The organism is Methylocaldum sp. MU1018, assembly GCF_053646775.1.
The window spans coordinates 3,065,160-3,083,849 of the sequence record NZ_CM132195.1; the positions used below are offsets into that span (position 1 = coordinate 3,065,160).

Annotated in this window: 10 protein-coding genes; 4 read left to right on the forward strand and 6 right to left on the reverse strand. The window is 57.0% G+C overall.

Annotated features, from left to right (window positions below; translation table 11 throughout):
- Positions 1-52 precede the first annotated feature (52 nt).
- Genes ACWJKU_RS14130 through ACWJKU_RS14140 form a run of 3 tightly spaced genes read left to right on the forward strand, consistent with a single transcriptional unit; the run spans position 53 to position 4,615 of the window.
- Positions 53-1,246, forward strand: a complete 1,194-nt coding sequence (locus ACWJKU_RS14130; RefSeq protein ID WP_454143154.1) for a hypothetical protein — start codon at positions 53-55, stop codon at positions 1,244-1,246.
- Positions 1,243-3,498, forward strand: coding sequence for a ThiF family adenylyltransferase (locus tag ACWJKU_RS14135; RefSeq protein WP_454143156.1), 2,256 nt, complete (start codon positions 1,243-1,245; stop codon positions 3,496-3,498). Before ACWJKU_RS14130 ends, ACWJKU_RS14135 begins: the two co-directional genes overlap by 4 nt.
- A 46-nt stretch (positions 3,499-3,544) precedes the next feature.
- On the forward strand, positions 3,545-4,615 hold the full coding sequence (locus ACWJKU_RS14140) for a ComEC/Rec2 family competence protein (protein WP_454143158.1): 1,071 nt from the start codon (positions 3,545-3,547) through the stop codon (positions 4,613-4,615).
- 149 nt (positions 4,616-4,764) lie between these two features.
- Here the strand turns inward: ACWJKU_RS14140 and ACWJKU_RS14145 are convergent, their stop codons facing one another.
- Genes ACWJKU_RS14145 through traF form a run of 3 tightly spaced genes read right to left on the reverse strand, consistent with a single transcriptional unit; the run spans position 4,765 to position 10,410 of the window.
- On the reverse strand, positions 4,765-7,953 hold the full coding sequence (locus tag ACWJKU_RS14145) for a conjugal transfer protein TraG N-terminal domain-containing protein (RefSeq protein WP_454143160.1): 3,189 nt from the start codon (positions 7,951-7,953) through the stop codon (positions 4,765-4,767).
- Between the two features lie 10 nt (positions 7,954-7,963).
- Positions 7,964-9,400 (reverse strand): conjugal transfer protein TraH, encoded by a 1,437-nt coding sequence (locus ACWJKU_RS14150; RefSeq protein WP_454143162.1) that lies wholly within the window; start codon positions 9,398-9,400, stop codon positions 7,964-7,966.
- Positions 9,397-10,410, reverse strand: a complete 1,014-nt coding sequence (gene traF, locus ACWJKU_RS14155) for a conjugal transfer protein TraF (RefSeq protein ID WP_454143164.1) — start codon at positions 10,408-10,410, stop codon at positions 9,397-9,399. Before traF ends, ACWJKU_RS14150 begins: the two co-directional genes overlap by 4 nt.
- Positions 10,411-10,561: 151 nt before the next feature.
- Here traF and ACWJKU_RS14160 point away from each other — a divergent pair, with 151 nt between their 5' ends.
- Entirely contained in the window at positions 10,562-13,249 is a 2,688-nt protein-coding gene (locus tag ACWJKU_RS14160; RefSeq protein ID WP_454143166.1) for a DNA phosphorothioation-associated putative methyltransferase, read from the forward strand.
- Between the two features lie 44 nt (positions 13,250-13,293).
- Here the strand turns inward: ACWJKU_RS14160 and ACWJKU_RS14165 are convergent, their stop codons facing one another.
- Genes ACWJKU_RS14165 through ACWJKU_RS14175 form a run of 3 tightly spaced genes read right to left on the reverse strand, consistent with a single transcriptional unit; the run spans position 13,294 to position 18,689 of the window.
- Positions 13,294-15,393 (reverse strand): hypothetical protein, encoded by a 2,100-nt coding sequence (locus tag ACWJKU_RS14165; protein WP_454143168.1) that lies wholly within the window; start codon positions 15,391-15,393, stop codon positions 13,294-13,296.
- A complete protein-coding gene (locus ACWJKU_RS14170; protein ID WP_454143170.1) occupies positions 15,377-17,776 on the reverse strand; it encodes a hypothetical protein in 2,400 nt (799 codons plus the stop codon). Before ACWJKU_RS14170 ends, ACWJKU_RS14165 begins: the two co-directional genes overlap by 17 nt.
- A 25-nt stretch (positions 17,777-17,801) precedes the next feature.
- Complete coding sequence (locus ACWJKU_RS14175; RefSeq protein WP_454143172.1) at positions 17,802-18,689, reverse strand: hypothetical protein; 888 nt, start codon at positions 18,687-18,689, stop codon at positions 17,802-17,804.
- Between the last annotated feature and the right edge of the window lies 1 nt (position 18,690).

The following is an 18,690-nucleotide window of genomic DNA, read 5'->3' on the forward strand; positions in this document are numbered from 1 at the left end:
TCGTATATTAACTATACGCGATCATCATTCGGTCGTCTACCCGGAGACCCAAATGCCCACAACCATTACCTTTTTCCCCGTCGACAACGGGGACATGACTCTCATCAAGTTCGGCGACCTCGACGCAACGACTCTGCTGATCGATGTAAACATCAGGCAAGACGCCGACGACCCGGACGGGGAGGCGCGCGATGTCGCCAAGGATCTGCGCGAACGACTGAAAAAGGATGAGAACGGCAGGCCGTACGTCGATGCGCTTCTGTTGAGCCACCCGGACCAAGACCATTGCCGCGGCCTGATGCGGCATTTCCACCTGGGGCCGCTGGACAAGTATCCGGACGACAAGAAGGACGACAAGGACAAGAAGATCGTGATCCGCGAGATGTGGTCGTCCCCGATCGTATTTCGACGCACCAGCAAGACGCATACCTTGAGCGACGACGCCAAGGCCTTCAACACGGAGGCGCGTCGACGCGTGCAACTTAACCGTGACAAGAGTTTCGCTGTCGGAAATGGTGACCGCATTCAGATCATGGGCGAGGACATTGACGGAAAAACCGATGATCTAACCTCGATTGTGCGGAAGGTGGACACGCGCTTCTCGACGATCAATGGCAAGAGTTCCGCATTCTTCTCCGCGTTTCTTCTGGCACCCCTGGATGCCCGGGACGACGAAGAAGAGGAAGAGTGCCTGGTCAAGAACCAGTCCAGCGTGATCCTGAACTTCACATTGGCCGCTGATGCACAGACGCCGGATGGCGCGAAATTCCTTACCGGTGGCGATGCCGAGGTATTCATCTGGAACCGCCAGTGGCAGCGTCACAAGGCCGAAGCCAATGTGCTTGAGTACGACATCATGCAGGCACCGCATCACTGTTCCTGGCATTCGCTGTCCTATGACAGTTGGTCGGACTATCGCGAAAAGGCCAAACTCGATGCCGACGCCCGCAAGGCGCTTTCGCAGACCCGCGACGGCGCCGTCATCGTCGCCAGTTGCAAGCCGATCGCAGACGACGACAGCGATCCGCCCTGCATACGCGCGAAGCGTGAGTACGTAGCAATCGTGGACGAAGCAAAAGGCGAGTTCTACTGCACTGGTGAGTACCCGAGCGAAAAATCCGTGGAGCCCCTCGTTTTCACCGTCACAGCTCAGGGTGTGCAGCCTCCCTCGAAGAAGGAAGCCGGATCGAAGGCCGCCGCCGTGATCACCTCCGCGCGCACTCCCATGCCGCACGGGGCATCATGACGGGCGCCATTGCAGACGCACTGCATCAACTTCAGCGGCATAGGGGCCTTGTCCGCGTTGGCGAGCCAAGGAAAAGTGGTGAATCGACGCAGATTGAAGTCGATGTTGCTGTTGAACTGCCGAGCAGGTCTCGGCGCAATGGCGTATCCGAGACCGGCGTGCGCTCGGTCGAGACATGCGTTCTGGTATTCGGCAGTGACTGGCCCATGTCTGCACCCAAGCCTTTCTTGCGTGCGGACTTCCCACTCAACTTGCCGCACATCAATCCCCATCGCGAAGGCGAGTTGGTCTCGCCTTGTCTGTTCGAGGGATCGTTGGACGAGCTGCTGCATCGGTTTGGTCTGGACGCCATCGTCGATCAGTTGATCGTTTGGTTGCACAAGTCCGCAGCCGGGACGTTGCTGGACCTTGAACAGGGGTGGGAGCCGACGCGTCGAGACAGTTGTCCTTCGACCCTTGTATTCAGTGCCGAGAATGTCGCGGCCGCCGCTCTCGCTGACGGCACGATTTTGGTGGTTCCCGCAGGCTACGTGACGATTGATGGCGGGCTATACGCCATCGTCAATGCCGAACTGACCGCACAAATCGATCCTGTGTTCTACCAGGATATTCACGACGACAAGTTGGGCAAATGGGGAAATGGCTATACCGCTGCCTTCATTGCACGGGCCCCCATGGCTGGAGGCCACCCGCATGTGGTCGGACACTATCAACCCGAGACGGTTGTCGATCTCGAGACGCTGCTTGATCGAGCCGCGGAGCTTGGTATCGATCGTGATGCGTTGGCCCAAGGGTTAGACGGCTACTACGGACGTTCGATTCTGGATATGCAGCAAGACTCGCGTGGCTGGACGCATGGCTTGTATGCGATTGTGATTCTGACTGTTCAAAGACCAGTGTCGCTTGTGGGCTCACCTGGGAGAAGTATCGAGGTATTGCCCTACGTGGTGCGCTATGAACTCAACGCTCAATCGCTCCTGGAGCGAAACGCCACGGTTCACCCAGCTTTTCATGCACATGCGTTGTCTCCCGAACTGCTGGCAAGAACGTCCGGAATTCCATCAGCAGCCACATCGCAGCCGCTGGTCATGCTCGGCTGCGGAAGCGTGGGATCGAAAATCGCGATGCAACTGGGGCGAGCGGGTTTCGGCTCAATGACCTTCGTTGATAACGAGTCCATGTCGCCTCACAACGCGGCCCGGCATGCACTCATTGAGCGGGCATCGGTGCTGGTCCCACCTCGGAAGTCGGCGCTGATGAAGATGGCCTTTGAGTCGCTGTCGCATCTTCAATCGCAAGCGTTCGACACCGACGCAGTGACTCTCTTGGTCGATGCTGCGCAGTTTGCTGCAACCGTTCCGCAGGATGCGGCCCTCATCGTGGATGCGACAGCCTCACTTCAGGTGTTGGCCGCAGAAACGCAATCAACGGCGCTGAACCAATCCCCTGCGCGGTTGGCACGGATCGTCATGTATGGGCAGGGGCGCTGTGTCGCGGTTTTGCTTGAAGGGCCTGGTCGCGCCGGTCGGGTTGACGACCTTACGGCATTCTTGTTCGAGTGCTGTCGGTTTGTGCCGGAACTGCGGGCGTCGATTGCCGGCGATACGTCTGAGCCGACGCGTATTTTTGTGGGCGACAACTGCCGTTCACTGACGATGCCAATGTCCGATGCCGTTGTTTCGCGTTCTGCTTCATTGGCTGGCCTGCAACTGGAACGCTGGCTCGTTGGCGGACTCCCGAAGGAGGCGACGCTTTGCGCCGGGGTCTCGGATGCCGAAGGCCTCAGCATGGCATGGACCAGCACCAGCCTTGGCCCGACCACTGTGCTCGACGTAGCAGACGATGGTGGCTGGAACATTCGGGTTCTGCACCCTGTAGTGCAAGCGATCCACGCTGATGCGCTGCGCTGGGGCGCTCTGGAAACAGGCGGAGCCCTGGTCGGTCGCATCTCGTTTGAGAATCGAACCATCACCATTGCGGGTATCGTGAATGCGCCGCCTGACAGCATTCGGGAGTCCTCCCGATTCGTCCTCGGGACGAATGGACTTGTTCAAAATTTGCGCACGGCGAATGGAAGCTCTTTGGGGTATCTGGCCTTCATCGGAACTTGGCACAGCCACCCAAACGGCGGCGCACATTCTGGCATAGACCGAAATACATTGCGCAGCATTGCCGAGGATGCTGGCGGTCTTCCCGCTGTGTCGTTGGTATGGACTCCGACGGGACTCAGGTGTGCGGTGGATCGCTGGTAGCGGTAAAGCCGCCGGTACTTTGATTGGCATAGAACGAGAGGGATGTATGGCTGACTACTTCGAGATCGATTTTCTTGGCGTCGAAACAGCGAAAAGCGGGGATGCAATCACGCTACGCTATTCGGTGAATGGCACGGAGGGCGTGCACGTCGTTGACGGTGGGTATCTGGAGACGGGAGATCAGATCGTCGAGCACCTGAAGACGTACTATGGAACAACAGTCATCGACCATGTGATCCTCACACACCCCGATCGCGATCACGCCAATGGGCTGCGAAAAGTCTTGGAGCAATGCACGGTCAAAAATCTTTGGATCAACAGGCCGTGGATCTATGCAGATCAGTTGATTGATCGCTTCGAGACCTATGAATCAGTTGAAGCACTGAGACGGAAATTGCGCTCCATCTACGATGCCACGGCAATTCTTGAGGATCTTGTGGTTGAGAAGGGAATTCCAATCCATGCCCCTCTTCAGGGGCAGAACATCGGTCCCTTCATGGTGATGGCACCCACACTAGATCGCTACTTCGACCTGATCGTGGACTCCGCGAAGACACCGGAAGCTGTTGAAGAAAGTGCTTTGGATAGCGCGCTGAGCAGCATATTCCGGGCGGTGAAGGCCGCGACCGCCTACATCAAGTCCCTGTGGGGCGAGGAATATTTTCCGCCGGAGCCTACCAGTCGTGAAAATGAAATGAGTGTGGTCCAGTCGGCTGTTCTGAACGGTCATCGTGTCATGCTTACTGGCGATGCCGGGCGTGAAGCGCTGCAAGAGGTTATAGACTACGCGCCTTTTGCCGGACTCGCGTTGCCAGGCATTCGGTATTTCCAGGTGCCTCATCATGGCGGGCGGCACAATGTTTCGACTGAAATCCTGGATCAACTGGTCGGTCCACGATTGGACAGCATGCCGGACAAGCATACCTGGAATGCCATTTGTAGTTCTGCCAAAGCCGATGAGGATCACCCGAGGAAGTCAGTGATTCGTGCTGTATTACACCGAGGTGGGCACTGGGCGGCAACTGAAAGCCAGAATATCCGCATCGGGGCAGGCATTTCTCGTGATGGTTGGGTATCAATCCCTCAAGCAGAGTACCCCGAAGAGCAAGAGAGTTGAGTGTGGATGGAGAGTGACGCGCTGCTCACTGACCTCCTTCTGCCGTCCCGTCGCTCGTCTGCGCCTAAATCGGCTCCACTTTGGAACCGGTCATTGTGACTCAGGTAGGCTTGACGACAGCATTGGGGTCAAAAGCGGGCATTTAAGTTCTACCTGCTGGATCGTTGTGTTGCGTTGTAGGTACCGAGCAAATTGATGAGATCGGCACGATTTTGACCCGCCGCACGGCGCAGTAAGGCGGCTATGTCGGTACCTACAGTATCGCCATGTTCATCTCGTAGCTGTTCGTGCAACTGGCTTAATTGACCGACGTAAGGATTGTAGTCTTCGGGCAGCGACACCCCGGCGAAGGACTCAAACATGGCTGCACGATAGTAGGCCTGCTGACTCGGCGTCAACCGGCTTCCCGCTTCGGCCACCCGCTGATCGGCCCAGGTATCCAAAGCTTTCTGTCCCCCTTCCGGGGCAGCCTTCAGTGCGAACTGGAAAGCTTGGCCAATGGATAGCCCATGCCCACGCGCGGTGTCGAACTCGTCGATGAATGCCTTGACCGCACCCGCACCGGATGCACCAATGCCCGAGATGTTCTGGGCCGCGTTGTATATGCTGCCGCCAACCACGTCGTATTCCAGTTCCGCGGCCGACTGCTGACTGTTGGCGGCCTTGCTGATCTCGGCTCGAAGGTGTTCGGCCTTTTCGGCATGCATGCCGGCGAATTCCAGGTCCGATGCGCCATGCACTTGTCCCAGTCCAGTCTGATAGGCCGAATTGACCGTGCGCTCTCCGTCTGCAACTCGTCCGTTGGTCGCCTGAATACTGCCCGTCACGCGGCCATCCAAACCCGCCGCATCGTTTCTTGGATCGTGAAACCCCACCTGATCAACCAGGGATTGGATTGTCCCAAATTCCGGGGATTGGGTAGTCAGGCTGGCGTTTCGATCCGGTAGCTGGTCGGCGCGTGTCGGCGCGTTCCAGGCGTCACCCAATAGCTGATAGCCGGCAGCCTCGGCCAACCTCGCTTCGTGCTCATCCAGTCGCCTGAACATGGGGGATGAGTATCCCGCGAGCAACGAAATGCCGGCGGCTGCAAAAGCTTGATCCTTGTCGGCGATCAATCCGGACGCCCGCCACTCCGCGCCCAGGCGTTGCGCATCCCCTCTAAGCCCAAACCGGTCCAAGGCCCCGTCCAGTCCGGACATCAGGTTCCGATCGCCTGCGAATCGCCGTCCCGTTTCGGCGGCACCGTAGCTCGCCGAAGCACCAAAGCGCATCTGCGCCGATACGCTTTGGTTGTATGTCTCCGTGGCCGAAACCGTGTCCGTGGCACTTTTTTGCAGCGACGACAAGTCCTGCTTCTGCAATCCCAGCGAGGCCACCTCTCGGGTTCCCGATTGCGCATCGGCCGCGACACTGCGGGCCAGATCGGTCTGCCAGCCGTGGTCTTCGGTGACTCTTTGGGAAATATCCGAGGCGATCTCATCGGCCCGTGACTGGCTGACGCGGAACTGGTTCTGCAATTGCCCGGAAACGGACACCGGCAACAGATCCTTCGGCAGTCCCGCCGAACCGCCCACGACAGCGGCAAAATCATCGCCAGACATGCCGGTGTCGCGGTAACGCTGCGCCAGGTCCTCGCCGCTGGCGCGCATGAACTTGTCGGTCTGGCTGGTACTGCTGGCGATGCGGCTGCCTGCGGAGTGTGCGTCGAAGCCTTCGCGGGACAGTCCGCTGGATCGGGACGCGGTGTTCGACATGTTTGCCATGAAGCTGCTGGAAGCCTGCTGCATGGCGACGGAGGCCGAGGAAACCGCGGCGCTGAGATCCTTGCCGGCCTGGAAGGACGGCAGGACCTTTTCTGCGCCGAACAGGGTCGCCCCGGTCAGCGGCGCATGCTGATAGTTCGGTTGCATGTTCACCACGGGTGCGGGACTGACGATGTCCGGGGAACCGATCTTTTCATTGACGAAGTCGCCACCCTGCATGCGTCCCAGGAAATGGGTGGCGGTGACCGAGCCGCCGTAGACCAGCATCAGGGCGATGGCCGGCGTCGACGAGGCCAGCATGCCGCCCACCCCCAGCCATTCCTGAATGGCCAGGTCCATCTGGTAGATGCCGTAAATCGACGGCAAGTTGAACTGAGCGGCATCGAGCGCGGCCATTTTGCCGGCCGCGGCCATGGTGATGTAGAGGTTCACGACCGCCAGGATGGGCATCCAGAGCTGGATCCAGAGCAGCATCAGGAAATACTGGCCGGTGATCCGGATACCTTGCGCGCCCAGCATGACGGCGAAGGCCATCAGCGGGGTAATGGCGTAGCTGAAGCCTTCGATCCAGGTCATCATCGGTCGCACGATGCGGGTGAACAGGTTCTGCTCGCCGGCCCACTGGGTGTTGCGCTGCTGGATGGCCTGCTCGACCATGGCCGCCTTGTTCCATTTCATGCCATCCTCGTGCCGGCCGACCACGCCTTTCTCGAACATGGGCGTGATCAGCGAGGCCAGCATGTAGTCCAGCGCGCTGACACCGCCGCCGGTCAGCACCGTCAAGGCATCGTCGATTCGCGGCTGCACGTCGCCCGGCAACGCGACTTTCAGCGCTTCCTTCAGCACATTTTCTACCTCCGGAACCGCCAAGGTCTTCACATAGGTGTCCAGCGTCGCCCAGGCATCGGTGCAATCCTGTATCTTCGGGGCGCCGCCGACATATATTTCCGTGGTGTAGACGTCGGAGTCGAACTTGATGGCATCGAGGACTTGGGCCTGGCGCATGATCCCATCCAGCGTCAACAACCCCAGGTCCACGCCGGTGAGCGTGCATTCCTTGACGTAGTTGACCAGGGAGTTTTCCAAATCGCCGCCGGCATTGGGCGAGTTCGCCTTGCCCAGTTCCACCCGGGACAGCAGATTCTTGCGTACCAGGGTCATGACCTGGAGGGTATCGGCGAAGCCGTGCTCGGTCATGCTGGGCGTGGAGAACCCCTGCTCGAACAGACGGGTGAGCCGATAACCCAGATTGGACATGATCGAGCCCGCCACCGCCGGGCCCATGGGCACGTTGTCCACCACTTGCACCTGTCCGGTGTAGGCATCCTCGATGGTGACTTTGACACCGGGAGCGAACAAGATCAGATATATCAGGATCGACGCCATCATGTCCTGATAACGGATGCCGCGGGCGTCGTACTGGGTGAGTCCCCGCACCAGGGTCATGATGACGCCCAGCACCGCGCCGATGCCGGCGGCCATGGTGTAATGGCCGGTACCGGCGATCATGGCGATGGCATTGAGGATGGCGGCGAGGAACGCCGAATCGCCGATGGAAAAGATGTCGAAGACCATATCGATTCCGTCAGGGTACCGGATAGGCGGCCTGGGAACCCGGCGTCTGGGTAAAAGAGCCGTAGTCTCTGCTCTTCGAGCCGGTCATGAAGTTGGTGTAGAACTGCATGAGGGTTTGCGGATTGCCGTAGCGGCCGGACAGTTCCGCCGACTCGGACTGAAGGTCGAGCCGGGCCTTGTCCAGGGTGTCGGCCAGCTTGGTGGCATAGGCATGGTCCTGCAGGGAGCTGGCTTGCCGCACCGCGTCCAGCATGCCCTGGATCATCAGCTGGGCCATCTCCAGGGCAATCACCGGCGATCCCTCGTCGGCGAACAGCCGGGCCATACCGTAATCCTCGCGGGCCAGGTTGCGGATCATGGCGCTGATGGCGCCGGGCACCAGTTCCATGAAGGCCATTTCATCCGCGGTCAATGGGCCGGTGTTGGTGGCGAACTTGTAGATCAAACCATCTCCGCCGCCGCCGACCAGGATGTCGCGCACCCGTTTCTTGAGGCCGACGAGAGTGACACTTTTGGAAATCGGGTTCAGACAGCCGTCGACGTCGGTGGTGTCGCATTCATAGATGTTGACTGTCTGATAGTCGGAGCTGCCCGAGCCGTTGAGCAGATCCTTGATCCGGAGGAGGTTGGGCAGCGTGATGACCGGATTGCTCTCGCCCTTGCCATCCGGCGCCGTCTCCGGCGGCTTGACGATCACCGAACCGGTGACGCTCATTGCCGCCTGCAGGAACTCGTTGCCGCCGAACTTGAACCAGCTGCCAGCACTGTTCTGGTTCAGCGCCCGCCAGACCAGGTTGCCCTGAATCACCTTTTCCATGTCCGTGGCTGCGTTAGTTTTCACCTGCTGGACCGGATCGCCCTGCGAGCTGGAATTGGTCAATGCGCCGAAGACATCGGTGACGCCTTTCGAGAAGGAGATGGTCGACATCTTCATGTCGTTCTGCACCTTGCCCGGCAACAGGCTGGCGGCGTCGTTCACCAACCCCTGAGCCAGCTGGCAGGAGTTGGAGAACATCTGGTTGAGCTGCTGCACCTTCTTCTGCAGGTCCGACATGATGTTGCCGCAGTCCGGACACATGGCGTTGATGGCCAACTGGAAGGCATAGCCGGCGGCGTTGGCCGCCACCGCCCGCATCAGGTCGACGAACTGGTTCATGTTGATGAACGAGAACGAGCCGCTGAACAGGTCGATACCGCCGCAGCCGGCGCTGAACGAGGGCGGTACGAAGGACACCATGTTGGCGCTCATGACCCGGTTGCGCGCCACCACGGAGCCCCCCGTGATCACGCCGCGGCGCTGGCCCAGATGGGCGGTGGGAGAAGTGACGTTGGTCATGGTGCCGAACATGGCGTCCATTTCCTGCTGCAGATCGGCGAAGGCCGACGCCGGCAGCAGGATGACCGCGAGGAGAACGGTGATTCGCAGGATCGGACGAGAATGCATCATGGACTCCCGAGCATGGGGAATTGCGACATTCCGCCGGACGGCAGCCCCGCTTGCCGTTGCAAGGTGCCGACCAGATCCGCTGGACTGTTTATGACCTCGGCCGTGATGATGGAGGACGGTGGCATGATGGCTGGAACCGTTCGCTGGCCACGGGTCGCCTCGAACGTCGCCCCGTCGATCCAGCCGGAATCCTTGGCGGCCAGCAGGATGCGGCCGGACAGATCGTCCAGGGAAAGCGTGCCTTGGGACAACTGAACGATCTCGGCCGGCGGCTTCATCAGAAACAGCGCCGGCGTGGACACCACACCCAGCAGATGGGCTTGTCCGCGGTCCGTGTGGAAATCGGCATAGAGTCCGCCCGGCATGGGTTTTCCATCGAGGGAAACCGCGTAAACCTTGAAGCCGAAGCGCTTCTCCAGCAGCGCAAGGAGCGGCGCCTGGATATGGCAATAGGGGCAGTCCGAGCGGAAGAAAAACAGGATGCCGGCCTGGCTAGCGATCGAAGCGAGCGCCTGCTCACTTACCAACCCCGCCTGATGGTTGGCCTCATTCGCGGCAAAGGTGGCGATGGGCCGGCGCTGGTTCTCGTCCAACAGCGGATCGGACATCACCACGTGCCGCGCCACATCGGTGAACCGCTGCGCCTTGTCCATCATGACGCGCTGCAGGTAGTAGTAAGCCGCGACATTTTCCGGGGACGGATCATCGATGGCCTTGTCCCGATAACGTTCGAGGTTCTTGCGGAACCACTCGGCGGTTAGCGGGGCTGGCTCTGGATTGGTGGATGCTGTCGAAGTAATTGGGGGCGAATTTGGAGGGGGCTTGTTCTCGGGTGTCGGCTTGGCATTGGCTTGCTTCTTGGGTTCAGACTCGATTTCCCGCCAAAACCATCCCCGCTCCTTGTCGATGAAAAAAGGAGGCTCAGGGGCCGGCACGAAGTCCGCTCCCCTGGCCAAGTGGGGTGCCAACAGCAGGTAGGAAAAACAGAGGAGCCAGGATCGCCGATTCATGCGGCGATTATCTTGGTCTTTTTAGGTACCGGTGATTGAATAGATTACGCTTGGATGAAACATTCCGAATGAGGCTACGCGAGAATGCCCCTCCTGAAATGTTTCTAAATACTGAAGGTTGCCCATTTACCACCAAGACGATTTCGGTTTGATGATGTCCTCAGTCGGAAAAACAGTTGCGCAAAATTTGTATGTTCACCTCTCCGTGCTTAGTCCGGACGGCAACGATCGCGAATTGGTAGAAGCCGCAGCTGCCCTCACTAACACGTCTCAGGAGCAGGATTTCAACGTCATCAAATTCAGCCAGGAAGGTACTCGGATCACGCTGCTGGATTATCCTGGCTTCTTTGAGGAAGGGTTCCCAACTCTGAAGCGATATTGGACGGCCGATCTCAGCAACGGCACGTTTCGTTTCCGGACCTACGATGGTTCGCTTAATCCACCGATTCTTCACCGTAAGGAATTGCTGCTCGCTCGGGCTCACCCGAAATATGCTGAATTTGCGGCACTAACAGCCGCCGCTGAGGAGATCGGTCTATTCGACGACACTTCGCGCATAGGTTTTCAGCAAGCCTGGCAGGCTTTGCTAGGCCAAAAGGGCTATCGTGTTGTCGGACATCAGCTCTTACCGATTGGCAATGAAGAATCGGACATACCCGGCGAAGTCCTGAGAGAGACCTTCCAGGGTGTCGCACGCCACCTTACCGCGCTGACGCGATATAGCTTTTCAGCACCGATCCAGACTCTGGCCCGATTTGGGTTGCTCGATGGAGCAAGAACTGTTTTCGATTATGGCTGCGGCCGAGGCGACGACTTACGAGGCTTGCGCGAAAACGGCATAGAAGCGACCGGATGGGACCCGTACTACGCTGCCGATGGGAGCAAGCGACCGGCGCACATCGTCAATCTAGGATTTGTCATCAACGTCATCGAAGACCCAGCTGAACGCCTCGAAGCTCTGCAAGGCGCATATGTGCTGGCTGATGAATTGCTGGTAATTTCGGCCATGCTTGCCAACCCGGAGGCGCTACGTGGCATGCCATACGGCGATGGCGTATTGACCTCGCGCAACACCTTTCAGAAGTACTACACGCAAGGTGAACTGCGCGCCTATTTGGCTGAAGCCTTGGATGAAGAGCCAATTCCGGTCGGCCCTGGCATCTTTTATGTCTTCAAGGACAAGGATGCCGAACAGAGCTTCATGACCGGTCGTCAGGTCAACCGGCGAAATATCCTGCGCCTGGCATACTTATCCCGCCCTGAAAAACCAGCCCGCCGCGATAAGGCCGAGGAAAAGTATCAACAACACCGCGAGTGGTTGGAGGCCTTATGGGAAACCTGTCTCACGCTGGGACGCGACCCGGAGCGCAGCGAAATTCCGACCATGATGGCGGCCGCTCAGCCTACCCTGGCCCCAGTCGCGGAGGACCAAGCCCGGGTTTTCTCACTGTCAGAAGAAACGGCCCCAGAACGGGTGCATGAAGAGGAATGCCCAGGCGAAGTACCCGCCCGCCCACCCGCTTCGACACTCTCGTCGATAGCGCTTGCCGAGCACTTCGGCTCACTTCCTGCCGCGCTCCACTTTATCAAAGCCCGCAAAGACCACGCCGAAACGATTCTTGGACAAGCCCGCCAATCGCGCATCGACGATTTGCGCGTCTACTTCGCACAACTGCAATTCGAACGACGCAAACCCTATCGTCATCTGGAAGAGCGACTCAAGAAAGACGTCAAGGCATTTTTCGGCGATTACAGGGAAGCGCTGGAAGCCGGCCGCGATCTTCTATTCGCCGCCGGCAACCCGGAGCACATCGATGCGGCCTCTCGTGAGGCGGCCGAACATGGCATCGGTTGGATGGAAGAGAGCGAATCTCTGACCTTGCCGACAGAACTCGTCGTGCAGTTACCGCCGATGCTACGTACCTATGTCGGATGCGGACTGCGCCTGTACGGCGATGCCACTAGCGCCGACCTAATTAAGATCCACATCCGCTCGGGCAAGCTCACTCTCATGAGCTTCGACGACTTTGCCGGCAAACCTCTGCCGAGCATGGTGCAGCGCATCAAGATCAAACTGCGGGAACAAGATCTCGATATTTTTGACTACGGCGAACCTTATGAACCTCCCTATCTCTATCGCAAATCCCGGTACATCAATGAAGAGTTCCCAAACTATGCAGAGCAACTAGCATTCGATGAAGCATTAGAAAAAGCCGGTTTCCTGGATTTCACCGGCTATGGTCCAAAGCCCACCGAATTCGACCTGCTGCTTGCCCAGGCAAGGTGGGAGGTTCGAGGATTTCAGCTGACTCGCAGCCAAACGATACCCGATCTCGACGCCCCATGCGGCAGCCATTTCACTTACCGGGAACTGATTGAATGCGGAGAAACGCAGGCGCGAACCGGAATGGCCAACTTGCCGAAGCAGCCGGACAGCTACACCGCGCTTTACGAATTGGCGACCCGCATTCTCGATCCCGTGATCGATTATTTCGGGATGATCAAGCTGACTTATGGATTCTGCTCACCGGAGATGGCCAAACAGATCCCAGGCCGCATCGCTCCAAAGCTTGATCAACACTCAGCGCACGAGCTGAACCGACAGGGCAAACCCATTTGCTCCCGCCTTGGCGCGGCGGTGGACTTCATCGTGGAGGATGAAGACATGGAGGAAGTTGCCCGCTGGATCATGGCCGAGCTGCCGTTCGATCGCTTGTATTTCTATGGCAAGGATCGTCCGCTACACGTCAGCTATTCCAATTCACCGCGAGGGAGTGCCTGGGAATTGAGACAGGGGCCCGGCGAAGGGACTAGAGTTCCGAGAGCCTTCCGGGAATGACTTATCCTGTCGACGGTCAGCGGTCGCTACAAAGTCACTTCCTCCTAAGCTGCTAGACGATCACATAAAATCGAAAGAAGTTGGCGTTGCCGCTCAATGGGAAGCCGTTCAATGCGTCCTAGGATTTCATCCATACTGATGTGATCAAGATGAGTCATCAACCTCGTCAGGATAGGCTCTACGTCGGTGCGTTCCTCGTGAACCAAATCGACTGGCGGGTTCCGTAACTCCTTGAGATACTGCTCGGTTTCAAATCGATCGAGCGATGCGATTTTGCTTTCGCTAAGCCCAAGATAGCGTTGCAGCCATTTACTTGCCTGCTCATGCCGATGCTGCTCGGCGAGTTCGGCGATCCGCTCATTCACCTCGCGTAGCAGCTTTTCAGCTTGTTGCCGGTCATCGTTTGAAAGATATTCCGGGGCTGCAGCAAGCTCCCTTGCCAGCAAATCGCAGCGCTTGGCGTCTAGTTTCAAAACCTCAGTCGCCAACGCCAGCCTTGGCTTGAGCCACTCAGCAGAAAGCCTTTTTTGAACATGAACTCGCTCCTGGGCGATGGACTGATAAATACCCATTAAATCCCAAGCTGGATCGATTTCTTTTTCCTCCAATAACGCCTGGATATCGTCGAGCTGATGCATGATATGCTGCTGCAACAAATCGGATAAATGTTCCGGATTGTTATTCGAGTCTCTTTCCCAAGCCGCAATATCAGTCTGAATACGCTCTAGTTGAACCACGAGATCATTGATCTCGTTTGCATCAGATGTCTCAACAAAAATCTCGCGCAGCCTTCGCACTTTCAATAAGGTATCTTGTAACGCAGCGTCGCTTTCGATTTTCACGCCGTAAAGCTGGCTAAGGGCATTTCGTTGGCGAACTAACATGTCTTTCAGATTCGACTGCCGCCGTTTAATAGCGTTGATCCTTGCAGCAATTTCTTCCTCGCTTAGCGCCGTTGCCGCCTTTTTAATAGCTTCGATTAAGCGTTCCCCCTGTTCGATACTATTCCTGAGGTCCTTTACAGGCGTCGATTCAGTGGGCGCGGGTTGACGCGGATAATCGTCACTTTCGTCCAACGTTAGAGAAAACCTCTGCCGCTGCTCCACTTGATGAATGGCACGATAGGATTGCTGCTCAAGAACCTCTGATTCTCTCCTGAAGCCCAGATCCTTGAGACTTGCGCACGCTTTTTCAATACGGTGCCGAAATTCGCCGACCTTAGGAACACTGTTGCAACTCTGTCTTGGAATCCAGTCGTTAATCAATGCTGAAACCATATTCCTTAATGGCTCCAGCAACTGATCGCATGCATCGACGTCGGTTTGGGACCAGTGGGGATTGTCTTCCATCTCGGCACGCTGCTTCACCAAATGGCTACCAATTCTCAGGAGAGTGCCGACATCATTTTGGCGGTCCGCTTTTTCAAGCTCACGCTCCCATTCATTCCGTTGAGATAGAGCAATCAACAATTGCTTCGCGGCCTTTTCGGATTCGTCTCGTAAATAGCAGTAGCGTCCTTCGAGAACTTCGGGAAGTGGGTCGGCCCGCCGAAGCCGCTCGGCTTCTTGGCTGATATCAACCTTTTTCTGATAGTTTTCCTCGCTCTCCCAGCGCTCCAACAGAGACCGCCAGCGAGTTTCCGCGTTTTCCGATAAAAACCGCAGAGTGGTATTTTCTAGAATCTCTCGCTTGAAAAAATGCTTCTGAGGATGAACGGCTGAGGCAACCCAGTCGCTAGAGGCAACCATTTCACCTCGTTGCTCGATGCGGCAGGGTGGGTTGCTGCTTCCGATCAGCAAGCCAAGCAGCAAACCAGCGGATGATGCATTCATGCCGTAAGGTGGGGCGATCAAAGCGCGATAGGACGTCCAGAGGGTTTTCGTGGGCTCGTCTCGATGGGATCGTTGCAACCAGGCATAGACCGTTTTGACTTTGGGTTCAGACGGTGCGGTCAGTTGTCCATTGGAAGGCAAGGCCCGCCAACTGTTGGCTAGAACCGAACTTGCACGATTCTGCAGCCTCTTTGCTTGCGACATGACCCAATGACCATCAACTTGGCCACTGGTCAGGCTACGTACCAACTGAGCCGCGTCAGCAGCACCAGCACCATTAGCAGTGGCGAATCCGTCAAACGGGAATGGCAAGACATGCGGATAAACTTGGGCAAATTATAGCCTCGGCGACGGATTTCAGCCGGCCTGCAGGGACTTCCGCAATGCCTGCGATCCAAAAAGCACGATCGCCGATCGCCTCGCGAACGGCCTCGCTCAAAGATAACCGACTGCGATCGCGTTCCTCTGGAATGAAACGCCGAAAACGTTCGGTCTCATCCGGTAAACTCTCCTCGAATATCTCTAAGCGCGCGATGTGTTCCGCAATGGAACCGCGCCTGTCCACGATGCCAATCACCCAAATAGAGGCCTTGTCCAGTCCCAAACGTCCGAGTTCGTCGCGCAAGCAGGTTTGTACTTTGGCTTGCACGGTGGGCACATCATCGTTGGCATGGAGGTACAGATATACCAAGCGGCCTTTCGCCTCGCCCGGATCGGTGGCCTCTCTCCATTCTTGAAATGCGCGTTTGATGGCGTTTTCTATGGTGTGGACATGCGCGTATTGCGCATCGAAAAGCCACTCTTTGGTTCGAATATCGTGGTGATGCCCGAAATCGCTTTCAACATTACCGAGCTCGCTATCCTTTGCAGCGCGTCGGATAAATAAGTCGCGCACTGCATCGGCACTGATAGCCGCCTGTTTCTTGCGAAGCCATTGCTGAAACTGCCCCCGGCTTGCCGCATCAGCAATTAGCTCGTACTGTCCAAGGTCTCGATTCCATTCCAAGGCACCAAGCTCCTGGCCCAAGACGCGGAGTGCCGTATTCACATCCTCTAAATCTAGCGCGGCTACCTCCCCAATCAAGCGATCCATGGTTTCTTGGTTTCGCTTCCCGATCCGCATCTTCGCGAGGATTGCGACGCTTGCCAGTACCCGCTGCTGCTCAGCATTCAGGTGCGCTTGGAATTTCGCTAACAGCAATTGCAGGGTTTCTGCGCTCGTCCCGCCGGTTTCGCGTTCCGCAGCGATCAACTCCGATAACATGCTTGTCAGCACCAACTCAGCGGCGCTGATTTGCCGCAGGCGTCCATTAATGAGCGCGGTTTCACCGGCTGCGTGTTCAATCACGTCCTTTATGAACGTCAATGCCGAGCGCGATTGCACCACATCACTCTGGCGCGTCAAGAACCAGGTGGCAAAGGGATGCAAGGGCCAGCAGCCTTGACCGATGACTCGGGAAAACTGCTCGACTTCGCTCCAAACCGGAAATCGATGAAAGCCGGGAATGCTTTGCGACAGGTATCGCCAGGTTGTTTGCCAATGGATATCAGCCTGGGTATGGCGCCAAATCATGTTCAGTTCGGCCTCGTTCTTGCCGATCATGTGGGCGAAGATCGTTTCCAGGTTGGTTGAGAGATACCACTTCTGGGCGGCGTCAAAGCGAGTGATATAACGCTGCAATTGGCGCAGATCCGCGCTGCCGAAGCGCTTCAGATAGGTTTTGAGCTCGTATTGAATAAACCCCACAAAACGAACTTTGCCACTGTTGTCCTGCACACCTTGGAACACCTGCTGTAACGCCGCGTCGCCGGCCAGTCTTGGCTTCTCGGCTGCGTATTCCAGATAACGGCCGAATTCATCGAACAGAATGACGATGCTCGAAAACTGACCGTCCGGACCGCAATACACCTCGCAAAGAGTATTTATCAACTCCTGCGCAGACTCTTGACCGACGACTGGAATGGGTGAACCATTCGCATCGACGTAAATAGCATCGACGGCTGTATAGACATCTTCATCGTTGTTGCGCAAGCGAGCGCGAATTTCCCTGCTATCTAGCCCCGGCAAATGCCGTGAAAAACTATCGCAGCGATATTCGAAATTGCGTTCGACGAATTGCTCCGCGGTTTGAAAGCGAGGCGACAGATCACGAATAGCACTCGAATCGACCCCAAAATGCTGCAACTGGGCGAGGACGGCTTGATTGAGCGCATTGCCAAGATGAAACCCGGACATGCCGTCCAAGGATAAGACCAAGACAGGTTTGGTAAGTTGAGTGTATTGCTCGCGTACCTCAGCGCCGATGGCTATATCAGCCTTTTCGATATGCGCCAAGATCGATTCGGCAACACGTGCGTCTCTGCCGAGGAGAGCCGCGCAAGTCAGAGCGAGGTGGGATTTACCGGAGCCATAGCCTGCAACGACCATCCAATATGGATTCGTTTCCTCGCCTCGCCGTCCGGCATCAATGGATTTCAACAGGTCCCGGACGAAGCTGGCGCTATCCTTCAGCCGGTAGCCACCTTGTATGCCCTCATTCTCAGCACTGCTCGCACCGTGATAGCGGGGCCCATGAAAAACAAATGCTTGGGCGGCCTGAAGAGCCTTCTCTTCCTGCGTTTGCAGCCAGCGTAACTGTACCGCACCCTCGAAAAAACGTTCCTCCTGGAACCGGATGAGTTTGCCGATTTCCAAAGTTCTTCTCCTGATAACTCCGAAATTAAATGAGACCGTCGTAAAGTCCTGCGAGCACGGTGTCTGTTTTCTGCAAGCGCAGCAAAATTGGCGTTCCGGTGTGTCGGTCGACTTTTATGCTGCCGTGGTTCGTCATCCAGTCGAGCCAGTTCGCTATTTGCCCCTCAACCCAGCCGAACAGAGCCAATAATCGAGTTTGCGCAGCGAACTCATCAAAATCGATCTGAACCTGGCCGCTGAAAAATTCATCCCAAAGTAAATAGAGGTACGCGGTATAAGCGGGGAAATAATCGGGTTTGAACGGAACGCTTTGGCGAATGAAAAACTGCTCTCCGTCGGGGGATTCTTCCTTTTGCAAAGCAGTTATACTTCCGAATGCCTTAGGCTCGAAATAATTACGCAAAACCAAGCTTGCCAAGGTCTTCAAAGCAGCCTTACTACCGTGGCGCTCCTGCAAGGCCGCAAGATAATCAGCCTGGGTGAAACGCTTGCCGAGGCGCACCGCGCCCTCTCCGAACAGCAAAAACCACGCATCGGCAACACCTGTTGCAGGCGTAGCCAAACCAACGCGACGGCATAACATCAAGTGCAGCAGCCACTGGGTCACCGGCTCACTCAAAGCGCGATCTTGTTCACTTACGGTTTGCCCGAGCGGAGTTAAACGCAATCGCCAGACACCTTCATCTTTCTCGGCTTTCACCAAGCCCATGCCCTGGGCATAACGAATCATCGGCTCGACCTTCCCGGTACTTTTACCCGTCGGAATGCCGGTTTCCGTGCTGATAGTTTCTTTATCACCACTTCCATTATTGGCGGCAAAGCGAATTAAGCGGGCAAGAAGGTCCCTGTCCGGTAGGAAAGTTTGGGGGAAACTTAGCGAAAGCGTCGTTACATCTGGTGTGGAATTTTGCATG

Excerpts from the sequence above, each read along its gene's own strand:
- ACWJKU_RS14175 (WP_454143172.1), bottom strand. The coding sequence starts at position 18,689 with ATGCAAAATTCCACACCAGATGTAACGACGCTTTCGCTAAGTTTCCCC.
- ACWJKU_RS14140 (WP_454143158.1), top strand. The coding sequence starts at position 3,545 with ATGGCTGACTACTTCGAGATCGATTTTCTTGGCGTCGAAACAGCGAAA.
- ACWJKU_RS14135 (WP_454143156.1), top strand. The coding sequence starts at position 1,243 with ATGACGGGCGCCATTGCAGACGCACTGCATCAACTTCAGCGGCATAGG.
- ACWJKU_RS14160 (WP_454143166.1), top strand. The coding sequence starts at position 10,562 with ATGATGTCCTCAGTCGGAAAAACAGTTGCGCAAAATTTGTATGTTCAC.
- ACWJKU_RS14130 (WP_454143154.1), top strand. The coding sequence starts at position 53 with ATGCCCACAACCATTACCTTTTTCCCCGTCGACAACGGGGACATGACT.
- ACWJKU_RS14145 (WP_454143160.1), bottom strand. The coding sequence starts at position 7,953 with ATGGTCTTCGACATCTTTTCCATCGGCGATTCGGCGTTCCTCGCCGCC.
- ACWJKU_RS14150 (WP_454143162.1), bottom strand. The coding sequence starts at position 9,400 with ATGATGCATTCTCGTCCGATCCTGCGAATCACCGTTCTCCTCGCGGTC.
- traF (WP_454143164.1), bottom strand. The coding sequence starts at position 10,410 with ATGAATCGGCGATCCTGGCTCCTCTGTTTTTCCTACCTGCTGTTGGCA.